24 protein-coding genes are annotated in these 25,999 nt (G+C 63.2%); 19 read left to right on the forward strand and 5 right to left on the reverse strand.

Features of this window, described 5'->3' with window-relative positions:
• The first annotated feature begins 17 nt into the window (after positions 1-17).
• The 3 genes from boxC to V1278_RS05610 all read left to right on the forward strand — a co-directional run bounded on the left by boxC (position 18) and on the right by V1278_RS05610 (position 3,564).
• Positions 18-1,706, forward strand: a complete 1,689-nt coding sequence (boxC, locus tag V1278_RS05600; protein ID WP_334379971.1) for a 2,3-epoxybenzoyl-CoA dihydrolase — start codon at positions 18-20, stop codon at positions 1,704-1,706.
• Positions 1,707-1,815: 109 nt separating this feature from the next.
• Positions 1,816-3,252 (forward strand): benzoyl-CoA 2,3-epoxidase subunit BoxB, encoded by a 1,437-nt coding sequence (boxB, locus tag V1278_RS05605; RefSeq protein ID WP_334369048.1) that lies wholly within the window; start codon positions 1,816-1,818, stop codon positions 3,250-3,252.
• Positions 3,253-3,279: 27 nt separating this feature from the next.
• Positions 3,280-3,564: a hypothetical protein gene (locus V1278_RS05610; protein WP_334365372.1), complete on the forward strand. Its 285-nt coding sequence runs from the start codon at positions 3,280-3,282 to the stop codon at positions 3,562-3,564.
• A gap of 146 nt (positions 3,565-3,710) precedes the next feature.
• Here V1278_RS05610 and V1278_RS05615 read toward each other — a convergent pair whose 3' ends face one another.
• Positions 3,711-4,511 carry an SDR family oxidoreductase gene (locus tag V1278_RS05615; RefSeq protein WP_334365371.1) on the reverse strand — a complete coding sequence of 267 codons (801 nt, stop codon included), beginning with the start codon at positions 4,509-4,511 and terminating at the stop codon, positions 3,711-3,713.
• Between the two features lie 203 nt (positions 4,512-4,714).
• On the reverse strand, positions 4,715-5,773 hold the full coding sequence (locus V1278_RS05620; protein ID WP_334365370.1) for a polysaccharide deacetylase family protein: 1,059 nt from the start codon (positions 5,771-5,773) through the stop codon (positions 4,715-4,717).
• A gap of 168 nt (positions 5,774-5,941) precedes the next feature.
• Here V1278_RS05620 and V1278_RS05625 point away from each other — a divergent pair, with 168 nt between their 5' ends.
• From V1278_RS05625 to phoB, 10 genes are all read left to right on the forward strand, one after another.
• Positions 5,942-7,336 carry an OmpA family protein gene (locus V1278_RS05625; protein ID WP_334379972.1) on the forward strand — a complete coding sequence of 465 codons (1,395 nt, stop codon included), beginning with the start codon at positions 5,942-5,944 and terminating at the stop codon, positions 7,334-7,336.
• Between the two features lie 2 nt (positions 7,337-7,338).
• Entirely contained in the window at positions 7,339-7,635 is a 297-nt protein-coding gene (locus V1278_RS05630) for a hypothetical protein (RefSeq protein WP_334365368.1), read from the forward strand.
• A gap of 277 nt (positions 7,636-7,912) precedes the next feature.
• Positions 7,913-8,971, forward strand: a complete 1,059-nt coding sequence (locus V1278_RS05635) for a lysylphosphatidylglycerol synthase domain-containing protein (protein WP_334365367.1) — start codon at positions 7,913-7,915, stop codon at positions 8,969-8,971.
• A gap of 46 nt (positions 8,972-9,017) precedes the next feature.
• On the forward strand, positions 9,018-10,319 hold the full coding sequence (locus V1278_RS05640; RefSeq protein ID WP_334379973.1) for an ATP-binding protein: 1,302 nt from the start codon (positions 9,018-9,020) through the stop codon (positions 10,317-10,319).
• Between the two features lie 139 nt (positions 10,320-10,458).
• The gene (gene pstS / locus V1278_RS05645) at positions 10,459-11,469 is read left to right on the forward strand and encodes a phosphate ABC transporter substrate-binding protein PstS (protein WP_334379974.1); all 1,011 of its coding nucleotides are present in this window, start codon (positions 10,459-10,461) and stop codon (positions 11,467-11,469) included.
• A 149-nt stretch (positions 11,470-11,618) separates the two neighbouring features.
• Positions 11,619-12,617: a phosphate ABC transporter permease subunit PstC gene (gene pstC / locus V1278_RS05650; protein WP_334379975.1), complete on the forward strand. Its 999-nt coding sequence runs from the start codon at positions 11,619-11,621 to the stop codon at positions 12,615-12,617.
• Position 12,618: 1 nt separating this feature from the next.
• Complete coding sequence (pstA, locus tag V1278_RS05655) at positions 12,619-13,464, forward strand: phosphate ABC transporter permease PstA (protein ID WP_334379976.1); 846 nt, start codon at positions 12,619-12,621, stop codon at positions 13,462-13,464.
• On the forward strand, positions 13,461-14,282 hold the full coding sequence (pstB, locus tag V1278_RS05660) for a phosphate ABC transporter ATP-binding protein PstB (protein WP_334365362.1): 822 nt from the start codon (positions 13,461-13,463) through the stop codon (positions 14,280-14,282). Before pstA ends, pstB begins: the two co-directional genes overlap by 4 nt.
• Positions 14,283-14,293: 11 nt before the next feature.
• Entirely contained in the window at positions 14,294-15,010 is a 717-nt protein-coding gene (gene phoU / locus V1278_RS05665; protein ID WP_334365361.1) for a phosphate signaling complex protein PhoU, read from the forward strand.
• 10 nt (positions 15,011-15,020) lie between these two features.
• Positions 15,021-15,725, forward strand: a complete 705-nt coding sequence (gene phoB, locus V1278_RS05670; protein ID WP_028351834.1) for a phosphate regulon transcriptional regulator PhoB — start codon at positions 15,021-15,023, stop codon at positions 15,723-15,725.
• 328 nt (positions 15,726-16,053) lie between these two features.
• Here phoB and V1278_RS05675 read toward each other — a convergent pair whose 3' ends face one another.
• Positions 16,054-16,563 (reverse strand): GcrA family cell cycle regulator, encoded by a 510-nt coding sequence (locus tag V1278_RS05675; protein ID WP_028351833.1) that lies wholly within the window; start codon positions 16,561-16,563, stop codon positions 16,054-16,056.
• A 496-nt stretch (positions 16,564-17,059) separates the two neighbouring features.
• Between V1278_RS05675 and V1278_RS05680 the strand changes: the two genes are divergently transcribed.
• From V1278_RS05680 to V1278_RS05690, 3 genes are all read left to right on the forward strand, one after another.
• The gene (locus V1278_RS05680) at positions 17,060-18,268 is read left to right on the forward strand and encodes an aspartate aminotransferase family protein (RefSeq protein WP_334379977.1); all 1,209 of its coding nucleotides are present in this window, start codon (positions 17,060-17,062) and stop codon (positions 18,266-18,268) included.
• The gene (argF, locus tag V1278_RS05685; RefSeq protein WP_334365359.1) at positions 18,268-19,194 is read left to right on the forward strand and encodes an ornithine carbamoyltransferase; all 927 of its coding nucleotides are present in this window, start codon (positions 18,268-18,270) and stop codon (positions 19,192-19,194) included. Before V1278_RS05680 ends, argF begins: the two co-directional genes overlap by 1 nt.
• A 197-nt stretch (positions 19,195-19,391) precedes the next feature.
• Complete coding sequence (locus V1278_RS05690) at positions 19,392-20,393, forward strand: Hsp33 family molecular chaperone (protein ID WP_334365358.1); 1,002 nt, start codon at positions 19,392-19,394, stop codon at positions 20,391-20,393.
• Between the two features lie 504 nt (positions 20,394-20,897).
• On the opposite strand, the gene apaG is transcribed toward V1278_RS05690, so the two are convergent.
• Positions 20,898-21,290, reverse strand: a complete 393-nt coding sequence (apaG, locus tag V1278_RS05695) for a Co2+/Mg2+ efflux protein ApaG (protein WP_028351829.1) — start codon at positions 21,288-21,290, stop codon at positions 20,898-20,900.
• Between the two features lie 253 nt (positions 21,291-21,543).
• On the opposite strand from apaG, the gene V1278_RS05700 reads away from it, so the two are divergent.
• From V1278_RS05700 to V1278_RS05710, 3 genes are read left to right on the forward strand one after another with little or no spacing between them, the layout of a single operon-like run.
• Complete coding sequence (locus tag V1278_RS05700) at positions 21,544-22,803, forward strand: OpgC domain-containing protein (protein ID WP_334365357.1); 1,260 nt, start codon at positions 21,544-21,546, stop codon at positions 22,801-22,803.
• Positions 22,800-23,561, forward strand: a complete 762-nt coding sequence (locus V1278_RS05705) for an SGNH/GDSL hydrolase family protein (protein WP_334379978.1) — start codon at positions 22,800-22,802, stop codon at positions 23,559-23,561. Before V1278_RS05700 ends, V1278_RS05705 begins: the two co-directional genes overlap by 4 nt.
• Positions 23,562-23,573: 12 nt before the next feature.
• The gene (locus V1278_RS05710; RefSeq protein WP_334379979.1) at positions 23,574-24,605 is read left to right on the forward strand and encodes an SGNH/GDSL hydrolase family protein; all 1,032 of its coding nucleotides are present in this window, start codon (positions 23,574-23,576) and stop codon (positions 24,603-24,605) included.
• A 174-nt stretch (positions 24,606-24,779) separates the two neighbouring features.
• Here V1278_RS05710 and V1278_RS05715 read toward each other — a convergent pair whose 3' ends face one another.
• Positions 24,780-25,973 (reverse strand): O-succinylhomoserine sulfhydrylase, encoded by a 1,194-nt coding sequence (locus V1278_RS05715; RefSeq protein ID WP_334379980.1) that lies wholly within the window; start codon positions 25,971-25,973, stop codon positions 24,780-24,782.
• Between the last annotated feature and the right edge of the window lie 26 nt (positions 25,974-25,999).

The raw sequence follows: 25,999 nt of genomic DNA on the forward strand, positions 1-25,999 counted from the left end.
ACGACAGAGGGTGGCTCATGGCCGGTGAAGATCGCGTCCTTGCGGGGGGAGCGAAATACATCGATTTTCAAACCGATCCGTCGCGCTACCATCACTGGAAGCTGGCGGTCGAGGGCGAGGTCGCAACCCTGACCATGGACGTCGACGAGAATGCCGGTCTGTTCGAGGGCTATCAGCTCAAGCTGAATTCCTACGATCTCGGGGTCGACATCGAGCTGGCCGACGCCGTGCAGCGGCTGCGCTTCGAACATCCTGAAGTGAAAGTGGTGGTGATGCGTTCCGGCAAGAACCGCGTGTTCTGCGCCGGCGCCAACATCCGCATGCTGGCGGGCGCGACCCACGCCCACAAGGTCAATTTCTGCAAATTCACCAACGAGACGCGCAACGGCCTGGAAGATTCATCGGAAAACTCCGGGCAGCGCTTCATCACCGTCGTCAACGGCACCGCGGCCGGCGGCGGCTATGAGCTGGCGCTCGCAACCGATCACATTGTCCTGGCCGATGACGGCGCCGCTGCCGTGGCGCTGCCGGAAGTGCCGCTGCTCGCGGTGTTGCCGGGCACCGGCGGCCTGACCCGCGTGGTCGACAAGCGCAAGGTGCGCCGCGACCATGCCGACTTCTTCTGCACCATCGAGGAAGGAATTAAAGGCAAGCGCGCCGTCGCGTGGCGGCTGGTGGATGAAATCGCGCCGAACAGTAAGCTCGAGGCCAAGGTCGCCGAGCGCGCCAAGGAATTCGCCGCCAGCTCGAAGCGCAACGGCAGCGGCAAGGGCATCACGCTTGCGCCGCTCAACCGCACCATCGACGAGACCGGCATCCGCTACGGCTTTGTCAGCGTCGACATCGACCGCGCGGCGCGCATCGCGACCATTTCGATCAAGGCGCCGGAGGCGGCGCCGCCTGATGATATCGACGGCCTGATCGGGCAGGGCGCGTCGTTCTGGCCGCTCCAGGTGGCGCGCGAACTCGACGATGCAATCCTTCACTTGCGCATCAACGAACTCGAAATCGCGATGCTGGTGTTCAAGTCGCACGGCGACCCCGCCAATGTGGTCGCTTGCGACGCTTTCCTCGAAGCCAACAAGGCGCATTGGCTGGTCAACGAGATCAGGCATTACTGGAAACGGGTGTTGAAGCGCATCGACGTCACCTCGCGCACGCTGGTGACGCTGGTCGAGCCCGGCTCCTGCTTTGCCGGCACGCTCGCCGAACTCGTGTTTGCCGCCGACCGTTCCTACATGCTGATCGGCTCACGCCAGGGCGACAACCGGCCGCCACCGGCGATCCAGCTCACTGCGCTGAATTTCGGTCCCTATCCGATGAGCCACGGCCTGACCCGCCTGCAATCGCGCTTCCAGGCCGATCCGTCCGATCTGGAACGCGCGGAGGCCACCATCGGCACTACGCTCGACGCTGAGGAAGCCGAAGAGCTCGGCCTGGTCACCTTCGCGCTCGACGACATCGATTGGGACGACGAGGTGCGGGTGTTCCTGGAAGAGCGCACCTCCTTCTCGCCCGACGGCCTCACCGGCATGGAAGCGAATCTGCGCTTTGTTGGTCCCGAAACCATGGAATCGAAAATCTTCTCGCGCCTCACGGCGTGGCAGAACTGGATCTTCCAGCGCCCCAACGCGGTCGGCGAAGAAGGCGCGCTGCGCCGCTACGGCACCGGCCAGAAGGCGCAATTCGATATGACGAGAGTTTAGGGGCGAATGGCGAATAGGGAGTGGCGAATAGTTGCCCTTCTTCCCATTCGCTACTCGCCATTCGCTATTCACTAAACACCCCCAAACACGGGAGGCCCCAATGAATTACATGAACGTCGACTACTCGACCAAAATCCCTAACAACGTCAATCTCAGCGAAGACCGCCAGGTGCTGAAGGCGCTGGAGGGCTGGCATCCCGGTTACATGGACTGGTGGGGCGACATGGGGCCGGAAGGTTTTCAGCAGTCGCTGGTTTACTTGCGCACCGCCTATTCGGTCGATCCGCGCGGCTGGGCCAAGTTCGACTACGTCAAGATGCCGGAGTATCGCTGGGGCATCTTGCTGGCGCCGCAGGAAGAGAACCGCGTCATTCCCTTTGGCGAGAATTACGGCAAGCCGGCCTGGCAGGAAGTCCCGGGCGAGCACCGCGCCACGCTGCGCCGCCTGATCGTGATCCAGGGCGACACCGAGCCCGCCTCCGTCGAGCAGCAGCGCCATCTCGGCAAGACCGCGCCCTCGCTCTACGACCTGCGCAACCTGTTCCAGGTCAATGTCGAGGAAGGCCGCCATCTCTGGGCGATGGTCTATCTCCTGCAGAAATATTTCGGCCGCGACGGCCGCGAGGAGGCCGACGATTTGTTGCGCCGCCGCTCGGGCGATGCGGATTCCCCGCGCATGCTCGGTGCCTTCAATGAGGCGACGCCGGACTGGCTGTCGTTCTTCATGTTCACCTATTTCACCGACCGCGATGGCAAGATGCAGTTGCACAGCCTCGCGCAATCCGGCTTCGATCCGTTGTCGCGCACCTGCCGCTTCATGCTGACCGAAGAAGCCCATCACATGTTTGTCGGCGAGACCGGCATCAGCCGCGTCGTGCAGCGCACCTGCGAGGCGATGAAAGAAGCCGGCATCAGCGATCCGACCGACATCGCCAAGGTCCGCGCGCTCGGCGTGATCGACCTGCCGACCATCCAGAAGAAGCTGAACCTGCACTATTCGCTGTCGCTCGATCTGTTCGGTTCGGAAGTCTCCACCAACGCGGCGAATGCCTTCAACGCCGGCATCAAGGGCCGCTACAAGGAAACCCAGATCGACGACGACCACCAGCTCAAGAACGCTACCTATCCGGTGCTCAAGCTGGTCGACGGCGTGATCAAGCGGGTCGACGAGCCGGCGCTGACGGCGCTCAACATGCGGCTGCGCGACGACTACACGCAGGATTGCGTCAAGGGCATGCTGCGCTGGAACAAGGTGATCTCGACCGCGGGCTATCAGTACAAGCTGACCCTGCCGAACGTCGCGTTCCACCGCCAGATCGGCGAGTTCAAGGACGTCCACGCCACGCCGGACGGCGTCCTGATCGACGACGCCACCTGGAACCAACGCAAGGGCGAATGGTTGCCTTCGTCGCAGGACGGCGACTTCATCGCCTCGCTAATGAAGCCGGTCACCGAAGCCGGCCAGTACGCCTCCTGGATCTCGCCGCCGAAAGTCGGCATCGACAACAAGCCCGGCGATTTCGAGTACGTGAAGATCGAAACCTGAACCGCCCCGCAATCGGGGAGCAGCAGCATGGACCCCGATCGCGATCTCGAAGCACTGAACCGCGACCAGTTGGTCGCGGAGGTGAAGCGTCTCAGGGCGGGCATCCGCGCGCACCGCGACAGCACCGGTCACGACCTGTGCTGGCATCATCCCGATCTCTGGGGGCTGTTGCCCGAGCGCATCACGCCTGAAGTGGCCGTCCCGCCCTGGCCGAAATTTTTGCGCGGGTGTTTGCGCTATCGGGAGGCACTGGAGCGCGAATTGCCCAACGCGCCCGAGGCTGATGTCGAATATGATAAGGACGAGCCGTGATTTCTCCGTCGCCCCGGCCCTGAGCCGGGGCCCATAACCACCGACCGTCGTTGTTTTGGCACGGCGTCTGCCGCCGTGCGCTATTGATGAATCACACGGTATGGGCCCCGGCGTTCGCCGGGACGACGTGGCATCGCGGGCTGTGACTACCCCGCGATCTCGAGCCCCGCACTTGCGTACACCACGCCGCCGTCCACCGCGATCGTATTGCCGACGACATAATCACCCGCGCGCGAGGCGAGATATATCGCAACACCCGCCATATCCTCGTCGGTGCCGACGCGCCGTGCCGGAACGCGCTTTGCCACTTCATCGGCGTGATCGCGCGCGGCGCGGTTCATGTCGGACTTGAAGGCGCCCGGCGCAATCGCGGTGACGTTGATATTGTCCTTGATCAGCTTGGTCGCCATGCGCCGCGTCAGATGAATCACTGCAGCCTTGCTTGCCGCATAGGAATAGGTCTCCGTCGGGTTGACGAAGATGCCGTCGATGGAGGCGATGTTGATGACCTTGGCGGGGCGATCGGGCGAGGCCGCTGCGCGCAGCGGTTTCGCCAGCGCCTTGGTCAGGAAGAACAGCGACTTGACGTTGAGGTCCATGACCTTGTCCCAGCCGCTTTCCGGAAACTCGTCGAATTCCGCACCCCACGCCGCGCCGGCATTGTTGACGAGGATGTCGAGCTTCGGCTCCAGCTTGATGATTTCGGATGCCAGCCTTTCGCAGCCTTCGACGGTCGAGATGTCGATCGGCAGCGCGATGCATTCGCCGTCATAGGCGGCGGTGAGTTCTTGCGCGGTCGCCTCGCAAGGTCCCGCCTTGCGCGCGGTGATGTAAACCTTCGCCGCGCCCTGCGCGAGAAATCCGGCCGCGATCATCTTGCCGATGCCGCGCGAGCCACCCGTCACCAGCGCGATGCGGCCGTTGAGCGAGAACAGATCCTTGAACATTGCGTTCCTCCATTTGCTTTGCCGGAGGTTTTGGGCGTGGGAGCAGGGCGAGTCAAGGACGCCAGTTCGTCGTCCCTGCGAACGCAGGGACCCATAACCACAAGCGACAATTGTCTTGGTAGATGACTACTACATCGCTTAACTGATGAGCCGCGGCATATGGGTCCGTCCCTGCGTTCGCAGGGACGACGTATGGAGAGATTTCAGGCCGCGTCGATGCGGCGAAAGCCGTTCCACATCGCGGTGGCGGCGCCGGAGGTCAGGACGGGGATGATCCGTTCGTCCTGGTAGTTGCCGTTCAGCGAGACCCGCTGCAGCGCCGTGAGGTGGCCGGCGCTTTCGGCGAAGATCATGCCGGGCCGCGTCGTGACTGCCGTCTTGAATCCTGCCGCCTTCGCCAGGGCGAATTCGCGCTGGCCCGCGGCGATCCGGTCGCCGTAGGGATAGGCGAGATGAAGCACCGGCCGCTGCAACTTGGCTTCGATCCGCGCGCGGCTTTCGGTCAGTTCGAGCCAAGCGGTCTCTTCGCTCTGCCGCGCCAGATGGCAATGCGTAACCGTATGCGCGCCGATCGTCACCAGCGGATCGTCCGCGAACCCCTTCAATTCCTCCCAGGACATGCAGAGATCGCGGGCGATGAGATAATCATCGACGTCATGGCGCGTGCATAGCGCGGAGATTTCGCGCTGCAGGTCGTGTTCGCCCGGCAGTCGGCGCAGCCAATCGTGGATGCGGTCGAAGGTGACCTGCTTGGCTGATGGCGTCGAGCTATCGAGACGGATTACTGTGCCGCCGATCGGGACTTCGATCGAGGGAGCCTTGGCGATCACCTTTTCGAGCGCAACCCACCACAACCTACCAGTGCCTTCGGCGAAATCGCTCGTGACGTAAACGGTGAGGGGCGCGTCAAACTCACGCATCACCGGCAGGGCGTAATCGCGGTTGTCGCGATAGCCATCGTCGAAGGTAAAGCAGGCAAAGCGCCGCGCGAAATTCCGCTTCTGGAGTCGCTGATGCACCTCGTCCATTGTGACGATATCGACGTCGAGCGCGCGAAGATGCGCGAGCATCGCCCGCAAGAACTCCGGCTCGACTTCGAGATGATGATTGGGCTGAAACTCGCCGTCGCGGCGCGGACGGACATGGTGCAGCATGAAAATGATGCCGACGCCTGCGAAGATTGGTCGCAGCAGGTGATGCGCCCCGGAGAAGTACAGCGCTTCCAGCCCGGCGCGAATGACGGTGTTGCGAAGCTGTTTCATCGAGATGCGGGGCTGCCCGGTTAATTACGGGGACGAAACTAGCGACAGACGGCTGAAGAAACTGTTAGCCGGACCGATTTCCGTCTCCTTTCGCGCCTGCGACATTTCGGGTTTGACAGCCCCGCAAGGGTTTGTTTTCTCTCCGTTCCGGACCCGGCGGGAACTCGAATGCGCGGACTTTTCAGGTGGAGTAGCAAATGGTGGCCGGGTGTCATTCCGCTGGTCATCTGTTGGGCGATCGCGGCCTGGACGAGCACCGAACCGCTGGAAATCGACCTGGCGCAGCGTTCGGCCGCAGCCCTCAAGGGCACCATCCTCGATAAACGGCGAATCTCGGTCGAAGGCCGCGACGTGACCCTGGCCGCAGACGCATTCTCGGAAGACGGCCGGCAGAGTGCGGTGGCTTCGGTCGAAGCGGTGCCGGGGGTGCGTTTGGTTAACGACGAAACCCGGCTCGTTCCCGAAGCCAAGCCGTTCGTCTGGTCGGCTGAACGCGACGTCGTTCGGGTAACGCTATCGGGCAGTTCGCCCTTGCCCGCGAGCAAGGTCCGGCTGATGGAGGCGGCTCGCGCCAGCCTCGGCGGCGTCGAGGTGGTCGACCGGACGAATCTTGCGCGCGGGGCGCCGCCGCGTTTCGACAATGCTGCGCTGTTGCTGCTCGACCAGATCGGCAAGCTGAAGGACGGCAAGATCACGCTGTCGGACACCACGGTCAGCCTGTCCGGCATGGCACGCGAACTCGGCGGCCGCGAAGCCATCGCCGCCGCACTGAAAAATCTTCCCGAGGGTTTTTCGGTCGCAGCCAACGAGGTCAAGGCACCGCCCTACATCTTCCAGGCCTACAAGGATCCCGTCGCGGTAACGCTGACGCTGACCGGCAACGTGCCCGACAACAACGTCCACGCCGGGCTGGTGGGGGCGGCAGGGCGCAAGTTCTTCAGCGAAAAAGTCGTCGATAACCTCAAGACGAGCATCGGCGCGCCCGCAGGCTTCGCCAACGCGGTGGTATCAGCGCTCGGCGCGCTGTCGCGGCTGTCGACCGGTACGCTCGTCGTCTCCGACCGCGAGGTGAAGCTGTCGGGCGATGCGCTCTATGAAGCCGCCTCCAGTCAGATCCGCGCCGGCCTCGGCAAGGACTTTCCGCAGGGCTGGCAGTTCAAGCCGGAAATCTCCGTCAAGCCGGCCGCCGCGCCGGTGGATGCGACCGTCTGCCAGCAATTGCTTACCGAACTGCTCGGCAAGGCCCGGATCCGCTTCGAATCCGGCAAGGCCGACATCGTCACCGATTCCGCCGGTCTGCTCGACCGCCTAATCGAAACCGCGTTGCGCTGTCCGGCCGCCAATATCGAGATCGCGGGACATACCGATGCCGACGGCGACGAGGCGGCCAACCAGGCGCTGTCCGAGAGGCGTGCGCAGGCGGTCGCCGACTATCTGGTCAAGGCGGGATTACCCGCCAACCGGTTCAGCGCGGTCGGCTATGGCTCGACGCAGCCGATTGCGGGTAACGAGACCGACCAGGGCAAGGCGCAGAACCGCCGCATCGATTTCGTGGTGAAGTGAGCATGGCCTATCTGACCACATTCTACTGGGGCTGGCTCCTGGCATCGGTGCTGCTCGGCTTCGCCATGGGCTGGATATCCGTGGTTCAGTACGGCGAAGGCGTCTCGCGGAAATGGCGGTGGGTGCTTTCGGTTTTGGTCGCGGCGTTGGTCGCGGCCGCGCTCGCGCGCGTCGTGCCTGGCCGTTTCGGCTACTGGCTCGATCTCGGCCTGATCATGTTCGCGCTCTACCTCTGCGGCTGTGCGGTCGGGTCATGGTTGCGCGATTGGGTGGTCTCGCGCAGTGCGCCGCCGGGTTGACTGCATCATGAGCCGGCCAGCTTTACCGCCGTCACTGTCACGGGTTGTTGACCGGTCCTGGCTATGGTCCGAAACCCCCATCGGGCGGCGGGAATACAGTAAATCTGTGCTACCGCCGTCATCAACGATACCTAATATGTTGAAGAAGCGCGTTTTATTGTCGTACGGCGAATTCCACTCCGGCCCAAAACGCGCTACCAGAGGGGCAAGGGAGCCGCGTAGCGGCGGCGGGGTTCGCGCCATTGCCGTCGTCGCAGAAGCGCAATTCGAGGTGTAGATGCTGGAAGCAATACGCAGGGCAACTTCGTTTCTGCGCCAGAAACAGGTCCTGCATAAGCTCGGGGTCCTTATCAGCATCACGGTCATCGCCGTTGCGTGCTACGTGCTCTATCACATGCTACGCGGCATCGACGCCAACGAGGTGATCGACGCCATCAAGGGCACCGAGCCGCGCCGGATCGCGCTGGCGGCCCTGTTCGTGGCGGCAGGCTATTTCACGCTGACCTTCTATGATTGGTTCGCCGTCCACGCCATCGGCCAGCACCACATACCCTACCGCATCAACGCGCTGGCTGCCTTCACCTCCTATTCGATCGGGCACAATGTCGGCGCCAGCGTCTTCACCGGCGGCGCGGTGCGCTACCGGATCTATTCGGCCTGGGGGTTGAATGCGATCGACGTCGCCAAGATCTGCTTCCTGGCCGGGCTCACCTTCTGGCTCGGCAATGCCGCGGTATTGGGACTGGGCATCGCCTACCACCCGGAAGCCGCCGCCTCGATCGATCAACTGCCGGCCTGGCTCAACCGCGTTGCGGCGTTCGGAATCATCATCGCCCTGGTCGGCTATGTCGCCTGGGTCTGGGCCCAGCCGCGCGGCGTCGGCCGCGGACCGTGGACGGTCACCCTGCCGGGCGGCCCGCTGACGCTCCTGCAGATCGCCATCGGCATCGTCGATCTCAGCTTCTGTGCGCTGGCGATGTACATGCTGGTGCCGGACGAGCCCGATATCGGCTTTATCGTCGTCGCGGTCATCTTCGTCTCGGCCACGCTGTTGGGATTCGCCAGCCATTCGCCGGGCGGGCTCGGCGTGTTCGATGCCGCTATGCTGGTCGGCCTCTGGCAGATGGACCGGGAGGAACTGCTCGCCGGCATGCTGCTGTTCCGGGTCCTCTATTATATCGGCCCTTTTGTCATATCTGTAATCTTGCTGACGCTTCGGGAGATTATCATCGGCGCGCGATCGAAGCGCCTGCGCCAGTTGGCGTCTGCCGCCGACCCCGAGCCGAGGCATGAGGCCCCCGTCTATGTGCGCGAGCGTGGAGACACCGGCGCCTGATGATGTGGCGGGCGCCTCCCGAATAGCGGAAGGAAAGCCTGCGTCCATGGCGATTGACGATTCGAACTCCTCCTCCTTCTTTGCACCGTGGCCGGACCGGTTGCGGCATTCGGCCATTATCCTGTTGGCCGCCGGGCTGGCGCTATGCGCGCTGGTGCTGCTGGCCGATCTCTCGCTGGCGCGTGCGGTAGCGGTCTTCATCTGCATCGCCGCTGCCGCGCTGGTGCCGTGGCGGCTGCATGATACCGCCGGTTCCCGCGAGGATGTCCGCGCCGTCAGTCCGGTTGAATCTGCTGCCGTCAGTGCGGTCGTTGCCGGCATGCCGGACCCGGCCGTGCTGCTCGACCGCGCCGGCCGCGTCATTCATCTCAATGCGGCGGCCGCCCAGCTCGCGCCAGCCCTGCGCAAGAACGAACTCGCCCAGTTCGCGCTGCGCTCTCCCGAGATCATCACCGCATTGCGCGAGGCGATCGCGACCAGCGAGCCGCGCCGCGCCAACTATCTCGACCAGGTGCCGGTCGACCGCTGGATGGAACTGGTCATCACGCCGGTACCGGTGCCGACGCTGTTCGGCGGGACCGAAAGATGCATGCTGATGACCTTCCACGACCAGACGCCGCTGCGGCGGGTCGAGGAGATGCGCGCCGATTTCGTCGCCAATGCCAGCCATGAGCTGCGCACGCCGCTCGCCGCCTTGTCGGGCTTCATCGATACGCTGCAGGGCCCGGCCAAGGATGATGCCAAGGCCCGCGAGCGCTTTCTCTCCATCATGCATACGCAGGCAACGCGGATGGCGCGGCTGATCGACGACCTGCTGTCGCTGTCGCGGGTCGAGCTGTCGGCGCATGTCCGCCCGGAAGCTTGTGTCGATATCGTGCCGATCATTCGCCAGGTCGCCGACGGGCTGGAGCCGTTGGCCAGGGAACGCCAGGTCGCGATCGAGATCGATCTGCCGGAGACACCGGTCTCGATTGCGGGCGATCGCGAGGAACTGCTGCGGCTGTTCGAGAACCTGATCGAGAACGCGCTCAAATATGGAGCGTCCGGCGGGAAGGTGATCGTCTCGCTGAGCCAGGTCGCCTCGGGAGAGGGCGCGCCCGAAGTGCGCGTCACGGTCCGCGATTTCGGCCCCGGCATCGCGCCGGAACACCTGCCGCGGCTGACAGAACGCTTCTACCGCGTCGATGTCGGCGACAGCCGCGCGCAGGGCGGAACCGGGCTCGGTTTATCCTTGGTGAAACATATTCTTAACCGCCATCGCGGCCGGCTGTTGATCGAAAGCGTGCCGAAAAACGGCGCCACCTTTACCGCCTGTTTTCCCCCGGCGAAACCCCCGGCGGCGGCATAAATGCAAGCGATTTCAGTCGCTTGGATGTGTCATCCAACTGTCATCAAACCTTCGTAAAAGCTCTATCGACCGCGCCTACACGGGCGGCATGAGCGCGATCGGGCGCAACGGCGCTTCGCTCAGAATATGGAGATCAACCATGAATTTCGTCAGGACAGTCGTCGCTGCCGGCTTGCTCGCCGCTTCGACGTCGGCCTTCGCGGCCGACATCACCGGCGCAGGCGCCACCTTCCCGTTCCCGCTCTATTCGAAGTGGGCCGATGCCTACAAGAAGGAGACCGGTAACGGCCTGAACTACCAGTCGATCGGCTCCGGCGCCGGCATCAAGCAGATCGTGGCCAAGACCGTGACCTTCGGCGCCAGCGACATGCCGCTCAAGCCGGAGCAACTCGACAAGGAAGGCATGATCCAGTGGCCGCAGGCGATGGGCGCCCTGGTGCCGGTCGTCAATCTCGAAGGCATCAAGCCGGGCGAGCTGGTGTTCTCGGGCGAACTGCTCGGCGACATCTATCTCGGCAAGATCAAGAAGTGGGACGATCCCGCGATTGCCAAGCTCAATCCCAAGGTGAAGCTGCCTTCCGACGCGATCACCGTGGTGCGCCGTTCGGACGGCTCGGGCACCACGTTCATCTGGACCGACTATCTCTCCAAGACCAATGCCGAGTGGAAGGCCAAGGCAGGTGCCGGCACCGCGGTTGAGTGGCCGACGGGCGTTGGCGCCAAGGGTAACGAAGGCGTCGCCGGAAACGTCAGCCAGACCAAGAACTCCATCGGTTACGTCGAGTACGCCTATGCCAAGCAGAACAAGCTGACCTACGGTGCAGTCGTCAACAAGGCCGGCAAGACCGTGCAGCCGACGATTGGTGCATTCCAGGCCGCGGCATCCAATGCCGACTGGGCCAGTGCCAAGAACTACTTCGTCATCCTGACCGATCAGCCCGGCGATGCGTCGTGGCCGATCACCGGCGCGACCTTCATCCTGATGCACAAGGATGCAACCGACAAGGCGGCGTCCCAGGAAGCCATCAAGTTCTTCAAATGGGCGTTCGAGAAGGGCGACAAGATGGCCGAAGAGCTCGATTACATTCCGATGCCGGACTCGGTCGTCAAGCAGATCGAAAAGACCTGGGCCTCCGAGATCAAGAGCTGATCAGTCCAGCGCTACGCAACACGATCGCTCAACCCGGGATGCCCGGGTTGAGCACCCCTCTCGGGACAAGAGAGGCAAGAACAATGCACGAGCCGAAAAAGCCGTGCACCGAAGTCCGGGCCATTGGGCTATAAGTACAGGGGATTGGCGTGGCAGAAATGGCGGTTGAAAGCGACGTAATGGACGCTGCCGGACCTTACGATCGCGCAAAGGCTCTCAGCGCGTTCAAGCTCGGCGACGTCACCTTCTACTGGATTACGCGCGCTTGCGCGATCTCGGTTCTGCTCATCCTCGGCGGCATCATCATTTCGCTTATTATCGGCGCCTGGCCGGCGATCCGGGAATACGGCGCCGCCTTCCTGTGGACGCAGCGCTGGGCGCCGTCGGCCGACCCGCCAGTGCTCGGCGCGCTCGGCCCGGTCTACGGCACGCTGATCACTTCCGTGATCGCGATGATGATCGCCATTCCGGTCGGCCTCGGCATCGCCGTGTTCCTGACCGAGATCTGCCCGATCTGGCTGCGCCGTCCGATCGGGCTTGCCATCGAACTGCTGGCCGGCATTCCCTCCATCATCTACGGCATGTGGGGCTTCTTCGTGCTGGGGCCGTTTCTGGCCAACAACTTCCAGCCGTTCATGATCAGCGTGTTCGACGGCGTTCCAGTGCTGGGGACGATCTTCGCCGGGCCGCCGTCCTATCTCAGCCTGTTCAACGCGTCATTGATTCTGGCGATCATGGTATTGCCGTTCATCACCGCGATCTCGGTCGACGTCTTCAAGACGGTCCCGCCGGTGCTCAAAGAGGCCGCCTATGGGGTGGGGTGTACCAACTGGGAAGTCGTCCGCAACGTCGTCATCCCCTACACCCGCGTCGGCGTGATCGGCGGCATCATGCTGGCGCTCGGCCGTGCGCTGGGCGAGACCATGGCGGTGACCTTCATCATCGGCAATTCGTTCAAGATCCAGTCCTCGATCTTTGCGCCCGGCACCACGATCTCGGCCGCGATCGCATCCGAATTCGCCGAAAGCGACGGGTTGCACCAGTCCGGCCTGATCCTGCTCGGCCTGCTCCTGTTCATTCTGACGTTCTTCGTTCTTGCTGCCGCGCGGCTGATGCTGATGCGGCTGGAAAAGAAGGCGGGGAACTGACATGAACCCGATTTACGTCTCCCGCCGCCGCAAGAATGTCATCGTCAAGTTCCTGTGCCTGGGCGCCGCAGCGTTCGGCGTGACCTGGCTGGCACTGATCCTGTTCACGCTGTTCTATAACGGCCTAACCGGACTTAACCTCGCCGTCTTCACCGAGGATACGCCGCCGCCCGGTTCGACCGATGGCGGCCTACGCAACGCCATCATCGGCTCGATCATGATGACCGTGATCGGGGTCGGCATCGGTGCGCCGCTCGGCCTTTTTGCGGGAACCTATCTCGCCGAATACGGCAAGCACGACAAGCTCACCTCGGTGATCCGCTTCATCAACGATATTCTGTTGAGCGCGCCGTCGATCATCATCGGCCTGTTCATCTACGGCGCGATCGTGGTGCCGATGGGCGGCTTCTCGGCCTTTGCCGGCTGCCTGGCGCTCGCCGTGATCGTGATTCCCGTGGTGGTCCGCACCACCGAGGACATGCTGGGGCTGGTGCCCAATCCCCTGCGCGAGGCGGCGTCTGCGCTCGGCCTGCCGCGCTCGCTGGTGATCCGCCGGATCGCCTACCGCGCCGCGCGCGCCGGCCTTATCACCGGCGTCCTGCTGGCCACCGCCCGTGTCGCCGGCGAAACCGCGCCGCTATTGTTCACCGCGCTGTCCAACCAGTTCTTCAGCCTGGACCTGACCAAGACGATGGCGAACCTGCCGGTCACCATCAACAACTTCGTGCAGAGCCCCTACGTCTACTGGAAGCAGCTCGCCTGGAGCGGGGCGCTTCTGATCACGCTCACCGTGTTGGCCCTGAATATTGGCGCGCGCATCCTTGGCGCCGAGAGGACATCCAAATGACCGATCTCTCCGTATCCGTGAGTAACGCGAGCGGGCCCGTTCCGCAGGCGACGCTCCCCGAGGCTGCGCCGAAGGTGACCGCGCGCAGTCTGAACTTCTACTATGGCGAGCACCATGCGCTGAAGAACATCAACCTGACGCTCGGCACCCACCGCGTCACCGCCTTCATCGGCCCGTCCGGCTGCGGCAAATCCACGTTGCTGCGGATATTCAACCGGATGTACGATCTCTATCCGGGTCAGCGCGCCACCGGTCAGCTCTTGCTCGACCAGACCAACGTCCTCGACCCCAAGCTCGATCTCAATCTGCTGCGGGCGCGCGTCGGCATGGTGTTCCAGAAGCCGACGCCGTTCCCGATGACGATCTACGAGAACATCGCCTTCGGTATCCGTCTCTACGAGAAGATATCCAAGTCGGAGATGGACGGCCGGGTCGAGAAGGCGCTGCGCGGCGGCGCCCTGTGGAACGAGGTCAAGGACAAGCTCAATGCAAGCGGCCTCTCGCTGTCCGGCGGCCAGCAGCAGCGGCTCTGCATCGCGCGCACCGTTGCGGTCAGGCCCGAGGTGATCCTGTTCGACGAGCCCTGCTCGGCGCTCGATCCGATCTCGACCGCCAAGATCGAGGAACTGATCCAGGAACTGGCAGAGGACTACACCATCGCCATCGTCACCCATAATATGCAGCAGGCGGCGCGCGTCTCGGACAAGACCGCCTTCATGTATCTCGGCGAGCTGGTCGAATTCGACGACACCAACAAGATTTTCACCTCGCCGCGCGATCGACGTACCCAGGACTACATCACGGGGCGGTTTGGTTAAGGAGATAACAGATGGCTTCTGAGCACACCGCCAAGGCGTTTGACAGCGACCTCCAGGAATTGACGCGTCTGGTCGCCGAGATGGGCGGCCTTGCTGAGCGCATGATCACCGAATCCGTCGACGCGCTGGTCCGCCGCGACGTCGCGCTCGGCAAGCACGTCGTCGCCACCGACGTCGAGATCGACCGCCTGCAGCATCTGATCGAGGAGCGCGCGGTGCTGACCATCGCCCGCCGCCAGCCGATGGCGATCGATCTGCGCGAGATCGTCGGCGCGATGCGGGTTGCCACCGATCTGGAGCGGATCGGCGACCTCGCCAAGAACATGGGCAAGCGCGTCGCGGCGCTGGAGAACGATTTCCAGCCGCTGAAACTGATGCGCGGCCTCGAGCACATGACCGATCTGGTACAATCGCAGGTCAAGTCGGTGCTGGACGCCTATGCCGCGCACGATCTGCCGGCGGCGATGGCGGTGTGGAAGGGCGACGAGGAAGTCGACGCCATCTGCACCTCGCTGTTCCGCGAACTCCTCACCTACATGATGGAGGATCCGCGCAACATCTCGTTCTGCATCCACCTGATGTTCTGCGCCAAGAATATCGAGCGGATCGGCGACCACGCAACCAACATCGCCGAAACCGTGTTCTACATGATCGAGGGTCAGCAGATGCTCGACAAGCGCCCGAAGGGCGACATGACGACGTTTGCCACGACCGTCTCCAACACTTGAGGAAAGCAGAATGAGCGCGCGCATTATGGTGGTCGAGGACGAGGAAGCGTTGACCACGCTGTTGCGCTACAACCTCGACGCTGAAGGCTATGAGGTCGAGACCGTCGGCCGCGGCGACGATGCGGATACGCGGCTGAAGGAGCGCGTGCCCGATCTTGTCGTGCTCGACTGGATGCTGCCGGGCCTCTCCGGCATCGAGCTGTGCCGCCGTTTGAGAGCGCGTCCCGAAACCAAGCAATTGCCGATCATCATGCTGACCGCGCGCGGCGAGGAGAGCGAGCGGGTGCGGGGGCTTGCGACCGGCGCCGACGATTACATAGTCAAGCCGTTCTCGGTGCCGGAACTGCTGGCGCGCGTGAAGGGCCTTTTGCGCCGGGCGAGCCCCGAGCGGCTCGCCACCGTGCTGACCTATGGCGATATCGAACTCGATCGCGAAAAGCGCCGCGTCGCGCGCTCGGGCCGTCAGATCGATCTCGGCCCGACCGAGTATCGCCTGCTCGAATTTTTCCTCGAGCACCCCGGCCGCGTCTTCAGCCGCGAGCAGTTGCTCGACAGCGTCTGGGGCCGCGACATCTATATCGACGAGCGCACCGTCGACGTCCATATCGGCCGATTGCGCAAACTGCTCAACCCCGGCCGCGAGCAGGACCCGATCCGCACCGTCCGCGGCGCAGGTTACGCGCTGGATGACCGGTTTGCGAAGGTCGAGCCGTAACCCTCCGTTGCCGTCCTCGCGAACTTCTCCGTCGTCCCCGCGAACGCGGGGACCCATAACCACCAATCTCGATTGTTGAAATGCGCTGGAGCTCCAGCTCAGCGTAACCACAGACACCTGTGGTTATGGGTCCCTGCGTTCGCAGGGACGACAAGTTGAGGGGTTCTCGCCTCTATTCCGTCATCCCCGCGAAACGCGAGGACCCATAACCGCCAATCTCGATTGTTGAAATGCGCTGGAGCTCCAGCTCAGCATAACCACCTGCACTTGTGGTTATGGGTCCCTGCATTCGCAGGGACGACATCGTTGAGATAGCGGCGCGCGCCCCTTACCGCGTCTGCTTCGGCTGCTGCCTCCGCCGATCGGCGGCGGGCTGGTAGGCGATGCGCGAGTGGTGGGCGCAATAGGGCAGGCCCGTGAGCGCCTTGCCGCCGCAGAAGAAGAATTCCGGGCTCGAGGGATCGCCGACCGGCCAGTGGCAGGTGGCCTCGTTCAGTTCGAGCAGCGACAGCCGCTGGCTCATCGGCACGACGTTGTCGAAGGCGATCGGATCCGGCTCCATCTCGACTTCGAAGGCGTGTGCCAGCGCGGTGTTGCCGCGCGAGACCGGGCGCGACACCCGCATCATCGGCTGGGCGGGGCGTGCCTTGCGCTGCCGCGGGGCGGCCGAGGAGGGGCTCTTGGCACGGCCGGAAAGGCCCAGCCGGTGCACTTTGCCGATCACGGCGTTTCGCGTCACATTCCCGAGTTCCGCGGCGATCTGGCTGGCCGACAATCCGGCTTCCCAGAGCTTCTTAAGCTGTTCGACGCGATCGTCGGACCAGGTCAAAACCGTCATCGTAATCTTCCCTTCGCATCGCGCCGGCCGATCGGGGGCAGCGCTGGCGAGTCATTCGTCTCAAAAATCCCTGCGGTCAGAATCCCTTAGCCCTCGCCGGACGCGCTAACCGCGCCGAACGTTTACGCCTGTACAAAATGGACTCTTAGGGATCAGAACTGCCGCACGAGATGTCGTACCCGACAGCCCAAACGCTACAATATGGCGTGACTCGGGCGCAAGAGTCCGGGCCCGAACGTCCACATGTTCTGACATCTAGGCATTTCACTGCGTGTTTTCCACCACACCGCAATCTTACGGATTTCAGCATCTTGCACTGCAGGAAAGCCGGCTCCGTGGCGTGTTGACAGCGCCCCACGCCCACATAGAATGCCTCTCACGTGCCGCCCTTAAGAGGCGGCACGTTTCGTTTTCGCAAGACCGGCTGTTGCCGCGTTCGCGCCAATGCACGCCCGCGGCAGGTCTCAAAGGCAGGTCTCAAACCTCAGTGATTGCCATGACCAATAGCGCCACGTCGCATCTGCTCCCGGTCTTCGCCAGGGTCGATCTCGGCTTCGAACGCGGCGAGGGCTGCTGGCTGACCGCCACCAATGGCGAGCGCTATTTGGACTTCACCTCGGGCGTCGCGGTGAATGCGCTCGGTCACTGCCATCCGCACCTGATCGCGGCGCTGCAGGAGCAGTCGACGAAACTCTGGCACATGTCGAACCTGTTCAAGTCGCCGGATGGCGAGAAGCTCGCCGCGCGGCTTTGCGAGCAGAGCTTTGCCGACCTCGTGTTCTTCTGCAATTCCGGCGCCGAGGCGATGGAAGGCGTGATCAAGGTCGTGCGCCGCTATCAATTCTCCAAGGGCCATCCCGAGCGCTATCGTCTCGTCACCTTCGAGGGCGCATTCCACGGCCGCACCCTGGGCACGCTCGCAGCAACCGGCTCCGCCAAATATCTCGAAGGCTTTGGGCCGCCGATGGACGGTTTCGACCAGGTGCCGCATGGCGATCTCGAAGCGGTCAAGAAAGCGATCGGCCCGCAGACCGCGGGCATCCTGATCGAGCCGGTGCAGGGCGAGGGCGGCGTGCGCTCGGCGCCGCAGTCTTTCTTCAAGGCGCTGCGCCAGCTCTGCGACGAGAAGGGCCTGTTGCTCGCGTTCGACGAGGTGCAGACCGGCATGGGCCGCACCGGCGATCTCTTCGCCTATAAGCGCGTCGGCGTGACACCGGATGTGATGTCGCTGGCCAAAGCGTTGGGCGGCGGCTTCCCGATCGGCGCGGTGCTGGCGACGGCGGAAGCCGCAAGCGGCATGACGCCGGGCTCGCACGGCTCGACCTTCGGCGGCAATCCGCTGGCGATCGCTGCGGCGAATGCCGTGCTCGACGTGATGCTGGAGCCGGGCTTCTTCGATCACGTGCAGAAGATGTCGCTGCTGTTGAAACAGAAACTGGCCTCCGTCGTCGATCGCTATCCCGCCGTGCTGTCGGAAGTTCGCGGCGAGGGGCTTCTGGTCGGCGTCAAGGCCGTGGTGCCGTCGGGCGATCTCGTCAATGCGTTGCGCGACGAGAAATTGCTCACCGTCGGCGCCGGCGACAATGTGGTGCGGTTCCTCGCGCCGCTGATCGTCACCGAGGCCGAGATCGAGGAATCCGTGCAAAGGTTGGAGCGCGCCTGTGTCGCGCTGTCCGCTGGCCAGTTGAAGAAGGCGGCGGGCTGATGAGCAAATCCGTCCGTCACTTCCTCGACATCAATGAACTGCCGTTAGATGAATTGCGCAGCATGCTGACCTTGAGCGCCACCATGAAGGCGAAGCTGAAAGCGCATGAGAAGGGCAAGAAGCCGCTCGAAGGCAAGACGCTGGCGATGATCTTCGAACGTCCCTCGACCCGCACCCGGGTGTCGTTCGACGTCGGCATGCGCCAACTCGGCGGCGAATCCATCATGCTGACCGGTGCCGAGATGCAGCTCGGCCGCGGCGAGACCATCGCCGACACCGCGCGCGTGCTGTCGCGCTATGTCGATGCGATCATGATCCGCATCCTCAACCACGACGCGCTCCTGGAATTGGCCGCGCACGCCACCGTGCCCGTGATCAACGGCCTGACGCGGCGCTCGCATCCCTGCCAGGTGATGGCCGACCTGATGACCTTCGAGGAGCATCGCGGGCCGATCGAGGGCAGGACCGTGGCCTGGACCGGCGACGACAACAATGTGCTGGCCTCGTGGGCGCATGCAGCCGAGCGTTTCAAGTTCAGGCTCAATGTCGCAACCCCGCCGCAGCTTGCGCCGAACAAGGCGATGAAGGACTGGATCAAGGCGACGCAGGCGCCGATCGTGCTCGGCACCGATCCCGAAGCCGCGGTGCGCGGCGCCGATTGCGTCGTTACCGACACCTGGGTCTCGATGGGCGACAAGGACGGCGAACATCGCCACAATGTGCTGAAGCCCTATCAGGTCAATGCGAAGCTGATGTCGCTGGCCAAGCCGGACGCGATCTTCATGCACTGCCTGCCCGCCCATCGCGGCGAGGAAGTCACCGATGAAGTGATCGACGGCGCGCAGTCGGTCGTGTTCGACGAAGCCGAAAATCGCCTGCATGCGCAGAAAGGCATTCTGGCCTGGTGTTTTGACGCGGTGGCATAGGTTTCTCCGTCGTCCCTGCGAAAGCAGGGACCCATACGCCGCGGCCCCAATAATTAAAGGCAGTGGTTGACGCCTTGCCTTACTCACAACGCCCTGTGGTTATGGGTCCCTGCGTTCGCAGGGACGACGCGTGGAGATGGTTTCGCCGGCTCGTCAACCCCTTTTGTTTTGCATTCCGAGCCCCCAGATAAGGCGCCATGGATTCACAATCAGACATCAAAATCATGACCGAGGCGCCAATCCGCGCGCCCTCGTCCGTTCCCGTCGATGATGCGGTGCTGCCGTTCGAGGTCGCCTCGCTCGATCTGCGCGGACGGCTGACCCGACTCGGCCCCGCGCTCGACGACATACTGACCAAGCACGATTATCCGGCGCCGGTCGGAAAATTGCTTGGCGAAGCGATCGTGCTGGCGACGCTGCTCGGTTCGGCGCTCAAATTCGACGGCCGGTTCATTTTGCAGACGCAGACCGATGGCCCGGTGTCGTTTCTGATCGTGGATTTCCAGTCGCCGGATCGGCTCCGCGCCTATGCGCGCTACGACGCAAGGCGGCTGAAGGACGGGCAGGATTCAGGCGCCCTGCTCGGCAAGGGCCATCTCGCGATGACCATCGATCAGGGCGCGGACATGAGCCGTTACCAGGGACTGGTGGCGCTCGACGGCGGCAGCCTTGAGGATGCCGCGCATGAATATTTCCTGCGCTCCGAGCAGATTCCGACCCGCGTGCGGCTTGCGGTCGGCGAAGAATGGCGTGGCGGCGACGGCGGCAAGCATCGCTGGCGCGCCGGCGGCATGCTGCTGCAATTCCTGCCGCAGGCGCCCGAGCGGGCGCGGCAGGCCGACCTGCATCCGGGCAACGCGCCGGAAGGCGCGGTTACGCATCAGGTGGCGGAAGACGACGCATGGGTGGAAGGTCAGTCGCTGATCGGCACTGTCGAGGATGTCGAACTGATCGATCCCGATCTGTCGGGCGAGCGCCTGCTGTATCGCCTGTTTCACGAGCGCGGCGTGCGCGTGTTCTCACAGCTCTCCTTGCGCGCAAAATGCTCCTGCTCGCGCGAGGCAGTCTCCGCGATGCTGAAAAGCTTCTCGCCCAAGGACCGCGCCGAGATGGTCAAGGACGACAAGGTGGTGGTGACCTGCGAGTTCTGCTCCTCGGTCTATCAGTTCACCCCGCATGAAGCGGGCGTGGAGGAGTAGGGGACCGTAGGGTGGGCAAAGGCGCGATAGCGCCGTGCCCACCATCATCCTCGATCGCGCTTGATGATGGTGGGCACGCTTTGCTTTGCCCAGCCCACGGACTGTCGTCATCCGCGAAGACGGGTGACCCAGTATCCCAGAGACAGCAGTGATCGAAATCGAGAAGTCGCGGCGTACTGGGTACCCCGCGTTCGCGGGGTATGACGGTGATATGTTGCGTCGCTATCACCGCGTCATTGCGAGCGCAGCGAAGCAATCCATCTATCCCCGCGCTGAGGCGTGGATTGCTTCGCTTCGCTCGCAATGACAGGGATAAGGCCACGGCAAACACATTCGTCATGCCCGGGCTTACCGCCTCCGCTGAAGCTTCGGCGCGCCAGCACGGGAAAGCCTCGGCGAAGCCTTGGCGTAGCCGGGACCCGGGCATCCATCACCCTCGGAAGAATCATGCGAAGAAAGATGGATCACCGGGTCAAGCCCGGTGATGACAAGCGCAAGCGCTCATCAATTCAACACCCGCTTATTATCCGGGCTGTCCAGCGAGAACGTCGGCACGTCGATCTCGAAACGCTCACCGCTTTCGCTGACCATTTGATAGCGCCCGGTCATGAAGCCCGATGCGGTCGGCAGCGGCACGCCGCTGGTATATTCGAAGCGCTCGCCTGGCGCCAAAACAGGCTGTTCGCCGACCACGCCCTCGCCGCGGACTTCCTGCTTGCGGCCGGTGGCGTCGGTGATGATCCAGTGCCGGGTACGAAGCTGCACCGTCTCGGCGCCGGTATTGGTGATGACGATGGTGTAGGACCAGAAATACTGGCCCTTGTCGACCGACGAGCGCTCGGGGAGGAAGTTCGGTTCGACGGTGACTTCGATCTGGCGGGTGACGGCGCGGTACATGCGAGCAAGCTTCCGGGAATCCTGTGTCGCATCATAGCCGGGAATGCCGAGGGAACCAATCTCCGCTGCGCCGGGTTGCCCGCTTGCTTTGATCGCGGTTTCAACATAGTTCCGTTCTAGAGCGCAGCCGCGCTGCCCGGCCCCGGACCTTCCGCTTGCGTATCCCTTGCGTATCTGGTGTGCAAGTTGCGGGCCGATGTTATCTTTTCCGGACAGTGCACGCGTAAAAGCTCAATTGCCCAAACGGTGCCAGATGTCGTCCATTGCCGATCCAGTCGCCGGAACGCCTCGCAGCGATGCCAAGGCCAGCGATGCCAAGGCCGCCGCTGCATCTTCCGCGCCGGCGATTGCGTTCCCGGTAGCCGGCGAGCGCGAATTGCGGCTCGATCTGTTTCGCGGCATGGCGCTGTGGCTGATCTTCATCGACCATCTGCCGACCAACATCCTGACCTGGTTCACGATCCGCAATTACGGATTTTCCGACGCCACCGAGATCTTCATCTTCATCTCCGGATACACCGCCGCCTTCGTCTATGGCCGCGCGATGCTCGAGGCCGGTTTCGTGGTGGCGACCGCGCGCATCATGCGGCGCGTGTGGCAGATCTACGTCGCCCATGTTTTCCTGTTCACGATCTTCCTGGCGGAAATCTCCTACGTCGCCACCCGTTTCGAGAACCCGCTCTACAGCGAGGAAATGGGCATCATGGATTTCCTCAAGCAGCCGGATGTCACGATCGTCCAGGCGCTGCTGCTCAGATTCCGGCCCGTCAACATGGACGTGCTGCCGCTCTACATCGTGCTGATGCTGTTTCTGCCCATCATCCTGTGGCTGATGAAGTGGCGGGCCGACGTCGCGCTGGGACTGTCGGTGCTGCTCTACGCACTGACCTGGCACTTCGACTGGTATCTGACGGCCTATCCGAGCGGCTTCTGGATATTCAATCCGTTCTGCTGGCAGTTGCTGTTCGTGTTCGGCGCCTGGTGCGCACTGGGCGGGGCGCAGCGCATGTCCCGCATCCTGTCGTCGCCGGTGACGATGTGGATCTGCATCACCTACCTGGCGGCGGCGTTCTTCGTCACACTCACTTGGCACATTCCGCAACTCAGCTTCCTGATGCCCAAGCGGATCGAACAGTGGATGTACCCGATCACCAAGACGGATCTGGACGTGCTGCGGTTTGCCCATTTCCTGGCGCTGGCCGCGCTCACCGTGCGCTTCCTGCCCAAGGATTGGTCGGGCCTCAAATCGCGCTGGCTGCGACCATTGATCCTGTGTGGCCAGCATTCGCTTGAGATATTCTGTCTGGGCGTCTTCCTGGCCTTTGCGGGACACTTTGTGCTGGCCGAAGTCGGTGGGGGTGCCCTTACGCACGCCCTGGTCAGTCTTGCCGGTATCCTCATCATGTGGGGCATGGCGTGGGTGATTTCGTGGTACAAGCATTCGGCCGACAAAGGAGCCTCGAAAACGAAAAGCACGGCAATCAACGCCGATATGGCGGGAGGAAGCGCATGAGGCCCGGCTCGGGAACTGTGCTGGTCCTGGCGCTGCTTGCGGGTCTTGCAGCGGCCGGATTGGCTCGTGCCCAGGATGCCGCCCCCCAGGCTTGCGAAGTTCCCCCCTACCTCCTCTCCACCGAGAGCACGCTTCCCAAGGTGGCCGAGGCCGTCAAGAACGCCCGGCCGCTGACCGTCCTGGTGGTGGGGAGCCGCTCATCGACCATCCTGTCCTCTGAAAACAGCGCCTATCCGGCCAGGCTGCAGGCGGCGCTGAAGGAGAAGCTGCCCTCCACCCCAATCAACCTCTCCGTGGAACTACACACCGGCAAGACCGCCGAGGAGGTGGATGCCGGCCTCGTTAAGCTGGTGGAAGCAAAAAGGCCTACTTTGGTCATCTGGCAGACGGGAACCGTCGATGCTATGCGATCCGTCGATCCTGACGATTTTCGCGGCGCCGTCGACGAAGGGGTTGCTGCGCTGCAAAATGCGGGAGCCGACGTGGTTTTGGTCAATCTGCAATACAGCCCGCGCACCGAAACCATGATTTCCGCGCCGCCGTACCTAGATAATATGCGCGTGGTGGCGCAGCAGCATAATGTTCCGCTGTTCGATCGGTTCGCCATCATGCGCCACTGGAACGACGCCGGAGATTTCGATCTGTTCAGTACCTTTCATGGCACCGACATGGCCAAAAGGGTTCATGCCTGCCTGGGCCGGGCGCTCTCGAAATTCGTGCTCGATGCGGCCCGCCTCGATCAGGCGCAGCAGAATTAGGAACTGGCGTTAATGAGTTCTCACTGCCCTTTTCGTTTGTCGACATTGCTGACTGTCTTCGCCGCGGGCCTCGCGGTGTTGATGCCTGCCTCGGTGTTGCCGCTGCGTGCCCAGACGGTTTCCCAGCAAGCCGGTCAGCAGGCGGCGCTGTCCGATGGCGCCAAAGCTGAAAACAACCCGGAAAACAAACCCTCGGCCGAAAGCGCCCCGCCGCAGGCTACGCCGGCGGCTACTGGCAATCCGGCCGCGCAGAAGGGCGTCACCGGCAAAGCGATCGACAAGGTGAAGGAAGTCGCGAAATCGGCCGGCGACATCTTCAGCCGCGTTCCCTGCCTGCCGCCGAAGGGCGCTTCCAAATCGATGGGATCGCTGCCGCGTGTCGCGAACAAGCTCGTCGCGGGTCAGCCGGTAGTGATCGTCGCTTTCGGATCGTCATCGACCCAGGGGTACGGCTCCAGTTCGCCGGAATTCACTTATCCGAACAGGCTCGCGGCGCAGCTACGCCGCAAATATCCGACGGCCGACATCTCCGTCGTCAATGCCGGCAAGGGCGGCGAGGACGCGCCGGAAATGATGAAGCGGCTGCAGACCTCCGTGATCGACTTGCGTCCGGATCTGGTGATCTGGCAGGTCGGCACCAATGCGGTGCTGCGCAACCTCGATCCCGCCGAGACCGTCAAGCTCATCGACGAAGGCATCGCACGCATTCAGGCTGCGGGCTCCGACGTCGTGCTGATCGATCCGCAATATTCGCCGCGGGTCAACGAGCACGCCGAAAGTGCCGGCAAGATGATGAAGCTCTTGAACAAGACGGCCGAGCTTCGCAAGGTCGGCATCTTCCCGCGCTTCGCGGTGATGAAGGACTGGCACGAGCGGCAGGCGATTCCGATCGAGAATTTCGTGATCGCCGACGGCCTGCACATGAGCGACTGGGGCTATGCCTGCTTCGCCCAACTGCTCGGCGACGACATCATCAAGTCGGTCGGCCAGATCAAGCTCGGCGTCGCCGTGCCGTCGGATGTGCGAGCCTATCGGCCGATGTAGCCGTCGTCCCTGCCTCCGTGCGCAATCGCGCACTCGGCGCAGGGACCCCATACGCCGCGGCCCTGGTGATTAGAGGCGGTGGTTGACGCCTTGCTTAACCCACCACACCCTGTGGTTATGGGTCCCTGCGTTCGCAGGGACGACACCTGTTGTGTGGCTACGCGCGTAGCGAGCTCACGCCTTCTCCAGCGCCTGTGCAAAATCCTCGATCAGATCATCCGCATGCTCGAGCCCGGCCGAGAAGCGGATAAAGCCTTCGCTGATGCCGAGCTCGGCGCGCGCCTCTGGCGTCAGCCGTTGATGCGTCGTCGTCGCAGGATGGGTGACGAGGCTCTTGGCGTCGCCGAGATTGTTGGAGATGCGCGAGATCTGCAACGCATTGAGGACGCGGAAGGCGGCGGCCTTGCCGCCCTTGACCTCGAAGCCGATCAGCGTTGAACCGCCGCGCATCTGCTTCTTCACCAGCTCCGCTTGCGGATGATCGGCGCGGCCGGGATAGATCAATCGCGAAATCTTCGGATGGCTTGCCAACGCCTCGGCGATTTTCGCCGCGTTGTCGGTCTGCGCGCGTACCCGCACGCCCAACGTCTCCAGTCCCTTGAGCAGGACCCAGGCGTTGAAGGGCGAGAGCGATGGCCCGGTCTGGCGCATGAAGTTGTGAATGTGCTCTGCGATGAAGGCTTCGGACGAGAGAATGATGCCGCCGAGGCAGCGCCCTTGACCGTCGATATGTTTGGTTGCGGAGTAGACCACGACGTCGGCGCCGAGCGAAAGCGGGCTCTGCCAAATCGGCGTGGCAAAGACGTTATCGACGACCAGCCGTGCGCCGCCCTTGTGCGCGATCTCGGCAATCGCCGGAATATCGAGCACATCGAGCGTCGGGTTGGTCGGGCTCTCCAGAAAGAAGGTCTTGGTGTTAGGCCGCAATGCGCGCTGCCATTGGTCGAGATCTAGGCCGTCGACCAGCGTCGTTTCGATCCCGTAGCGCGGCAGGAGGTCCTGCACGACGTAAAGGCACGAGCCGAACAGGGCTTTCGAGGCTACCACATGATCGCCGGCTCTGAGCGGTGCGAGGATCGCGGTCGTCACCGCGGCCATGCCGGTGGCGGTGGAGCGAGCAGCTTCCGCGCCTTCGAGCTCGATCATGCGGCGCTCGAACATTGAAATCGTAGGATTGGAATAGCGCGAATAGATAAAGCCGGGATCCTCGCCCTTGAAGCGCGCCTCGCACTGCTCCGCGCTGTCGTAGACATAGCCTTGGGTGAGGAACAGCGCTTCCGACGTCTCGCCGAATTGCGAGCGCAGCGTGCCGCCGTGGACGAGGCGGGTTTCGGGACGAAAACGCTTGGTAGAACCAACTTCAGACATGTGACCTCCGTCGTGACCACCGGAAA

Origin of the sequence: Bradyrhizobium sp. AZCC 1577 (assembly GCF_036924575.1) — a bacterium.
Taxonomy (GTDB): Bacteria; Pseudomonadota; Alphaproteobacteria; order Rhizobiales; family Xanthobacteraceae; genus Bradyrhizobium.

Excerpts from the sequence above, each read along its gene's own strand:
- V1278_RS05610 (WP_334365372.1), top strand. The coding sequence starts at position 3,280 with ATGGACCCCGATCGCGATCTCGAAGCACTGAACCGCGACCAGTTGGTC.
- V1278_RS05630 (WP_334365368.1), top strand. The coding sequence starts at position 7,339 with ATGGCCTATCTGACCACATTCTACTGGGGCTGGCTCCTGGCATCGGTG.
- V1278_RS05705 (WP_334379978.1), top strand. The coding sequence starts at position 22,800 with ATGAGGCCCGGCTCGGGAACTGTGCTGGTCCTGGCGCTGCTTGCGGGT.
- V1278_RS05620 (WP_334365370.1), bottom strand. The coding sequence starts at position 5,773 with ATGAAACAGCTTCGCAACACCGTCATTCGCGCCGGGCTGGAAGCGCTG.
- V1278_RS05710 (WP_334379979.1), top strand. The coding sequence starts at position 23,574 with ATGAGTTCTCACTGCCCTTTTCGTTTGTCGACATTGCTGACTGTCTTC.
- apaG (WP_028351829.1), bottom strand. The coding sequence starts at position 21,290 with ATGTACCGCGCCGTCACCCGCCAGATCGAAGTCACCGTCGAACCGAAC.
- V1278_RS05640 (WP_334379973.1), top strand. The coding sequence starts at position 9,018 with ATGGCGATTGACGATTCGAACTCCTCCTCCTTCTTTGCACCGTGGCCG.
- V1278_RS05715 (WP_334379980.1), bottom strand. The coding sequence starts at position 25,973 with ATGTCTGAAGTTGGTTCTACCAAGCGTTTTCGTCCCGAAACCCGCCTC.
- V1278_RS05675 (WP_028351833.1), bottom strand. The coding sequence starts at position 16,563 with ATGACGGTTTTGACCTGGTCCGACGATCGCGTCGAACAGCTTAAGAAG.
- argF (WP_334365359.1), top strand. The coding sequence starts at position 18,268 with ATGAGCAAATCCGTCCGTCACTTCCTCGACATCAATGAACTGCCGTTA.
- V1278_RS05615 (WP_334365371.1), bottom strand. The coding sequence starts at position 4,511 with ATGTTCAAGGATCTGTTCTCGCTCAACGGCCGCATCGCGCTGGTGACG.
- V1278_RS05635 (WP_334365367.1), top strand. The coding sequence starts at position 7,913 with ATGCTGGAAGCAATACGCAGGGCAACTTCGTTTCTGCGCCAGAAACAG.
- V1278_RS05690 (WP_334365358.1), top strand. The coding sequence starts at position 19,392 with ATGGATTCACAATCAGACATCAAAATCATGACCGAGGCGCCAATCCGC.
- V1278_RS05680 (WP_334379977.1), top strand. The coding sequence starts at position 17,060 with ATGACCAATAGCGCCACGTCGCATCTGCTCCCGGTCTTCGCCAGGGTC.
- pstA (WP_334379976.1), top strand. The coding sequence starts at position 12,619 with ATGAACCCGATTTACGTCTCCCGCCGCCGCAAGAATGTCATCGTCAAG.
- boxB (WP_334369048.1), top strand. The coding sequence starts at position 1,816 with ATGAACGTCGACTACTCGACCAAAATCCCTAACAACGTCAATCTCAGC.
- V1278_RS05700 (WP_334365357.1), top strand. The coding sequence starts at position 21,544 with ATGTCGTCCATTGCCGATCCAGTCGCCGGAACGCCTCGCAGCGATGCC.
- pstS (WP_334379974.1), top strand. The coding sequence starts at position 10,459 with ATGAATTTCGTCAGGACAGTCGTCGCTGCCGGCTTGCTCGCCGCTTCG.
- pstB (WP_334365362.1), top strand. The coding sequence starts at position 13,461 with ATGACCGATCTCTCCGTATCCGTGAGTAACGCGAGCGGGCCCGTTCCG.
- boxC (WP_334379971.1), top strand. The coding sequence starts at position 18 with ATGGCCGGTGAAGATCGCGTCCTTGCGGGGGGAGCGAAATACATCGAT.
- phoB (WP_028351834.1), top strand. The coding sequence starts at position 15,021 with ATGAGCGCGCGCATTATGGTGGTCGAGGACGAGGAAGCGTTGACCACG.
- V1278_RS05625 (WP_334379972.1), top strand. The coding sequence starts at position 5,942 with ATGCGCGGACTTTTCAGGTGGAGTAGCAAATGGTGGCCGGGTGTCATT.
- phoU (WP_334365361.1), top strand. The coding sequence starts at position 14,294 with ATGGCTTCTGAGCACACCGCCAAGGCGTTTGACAGCGACCTCCAGGAA.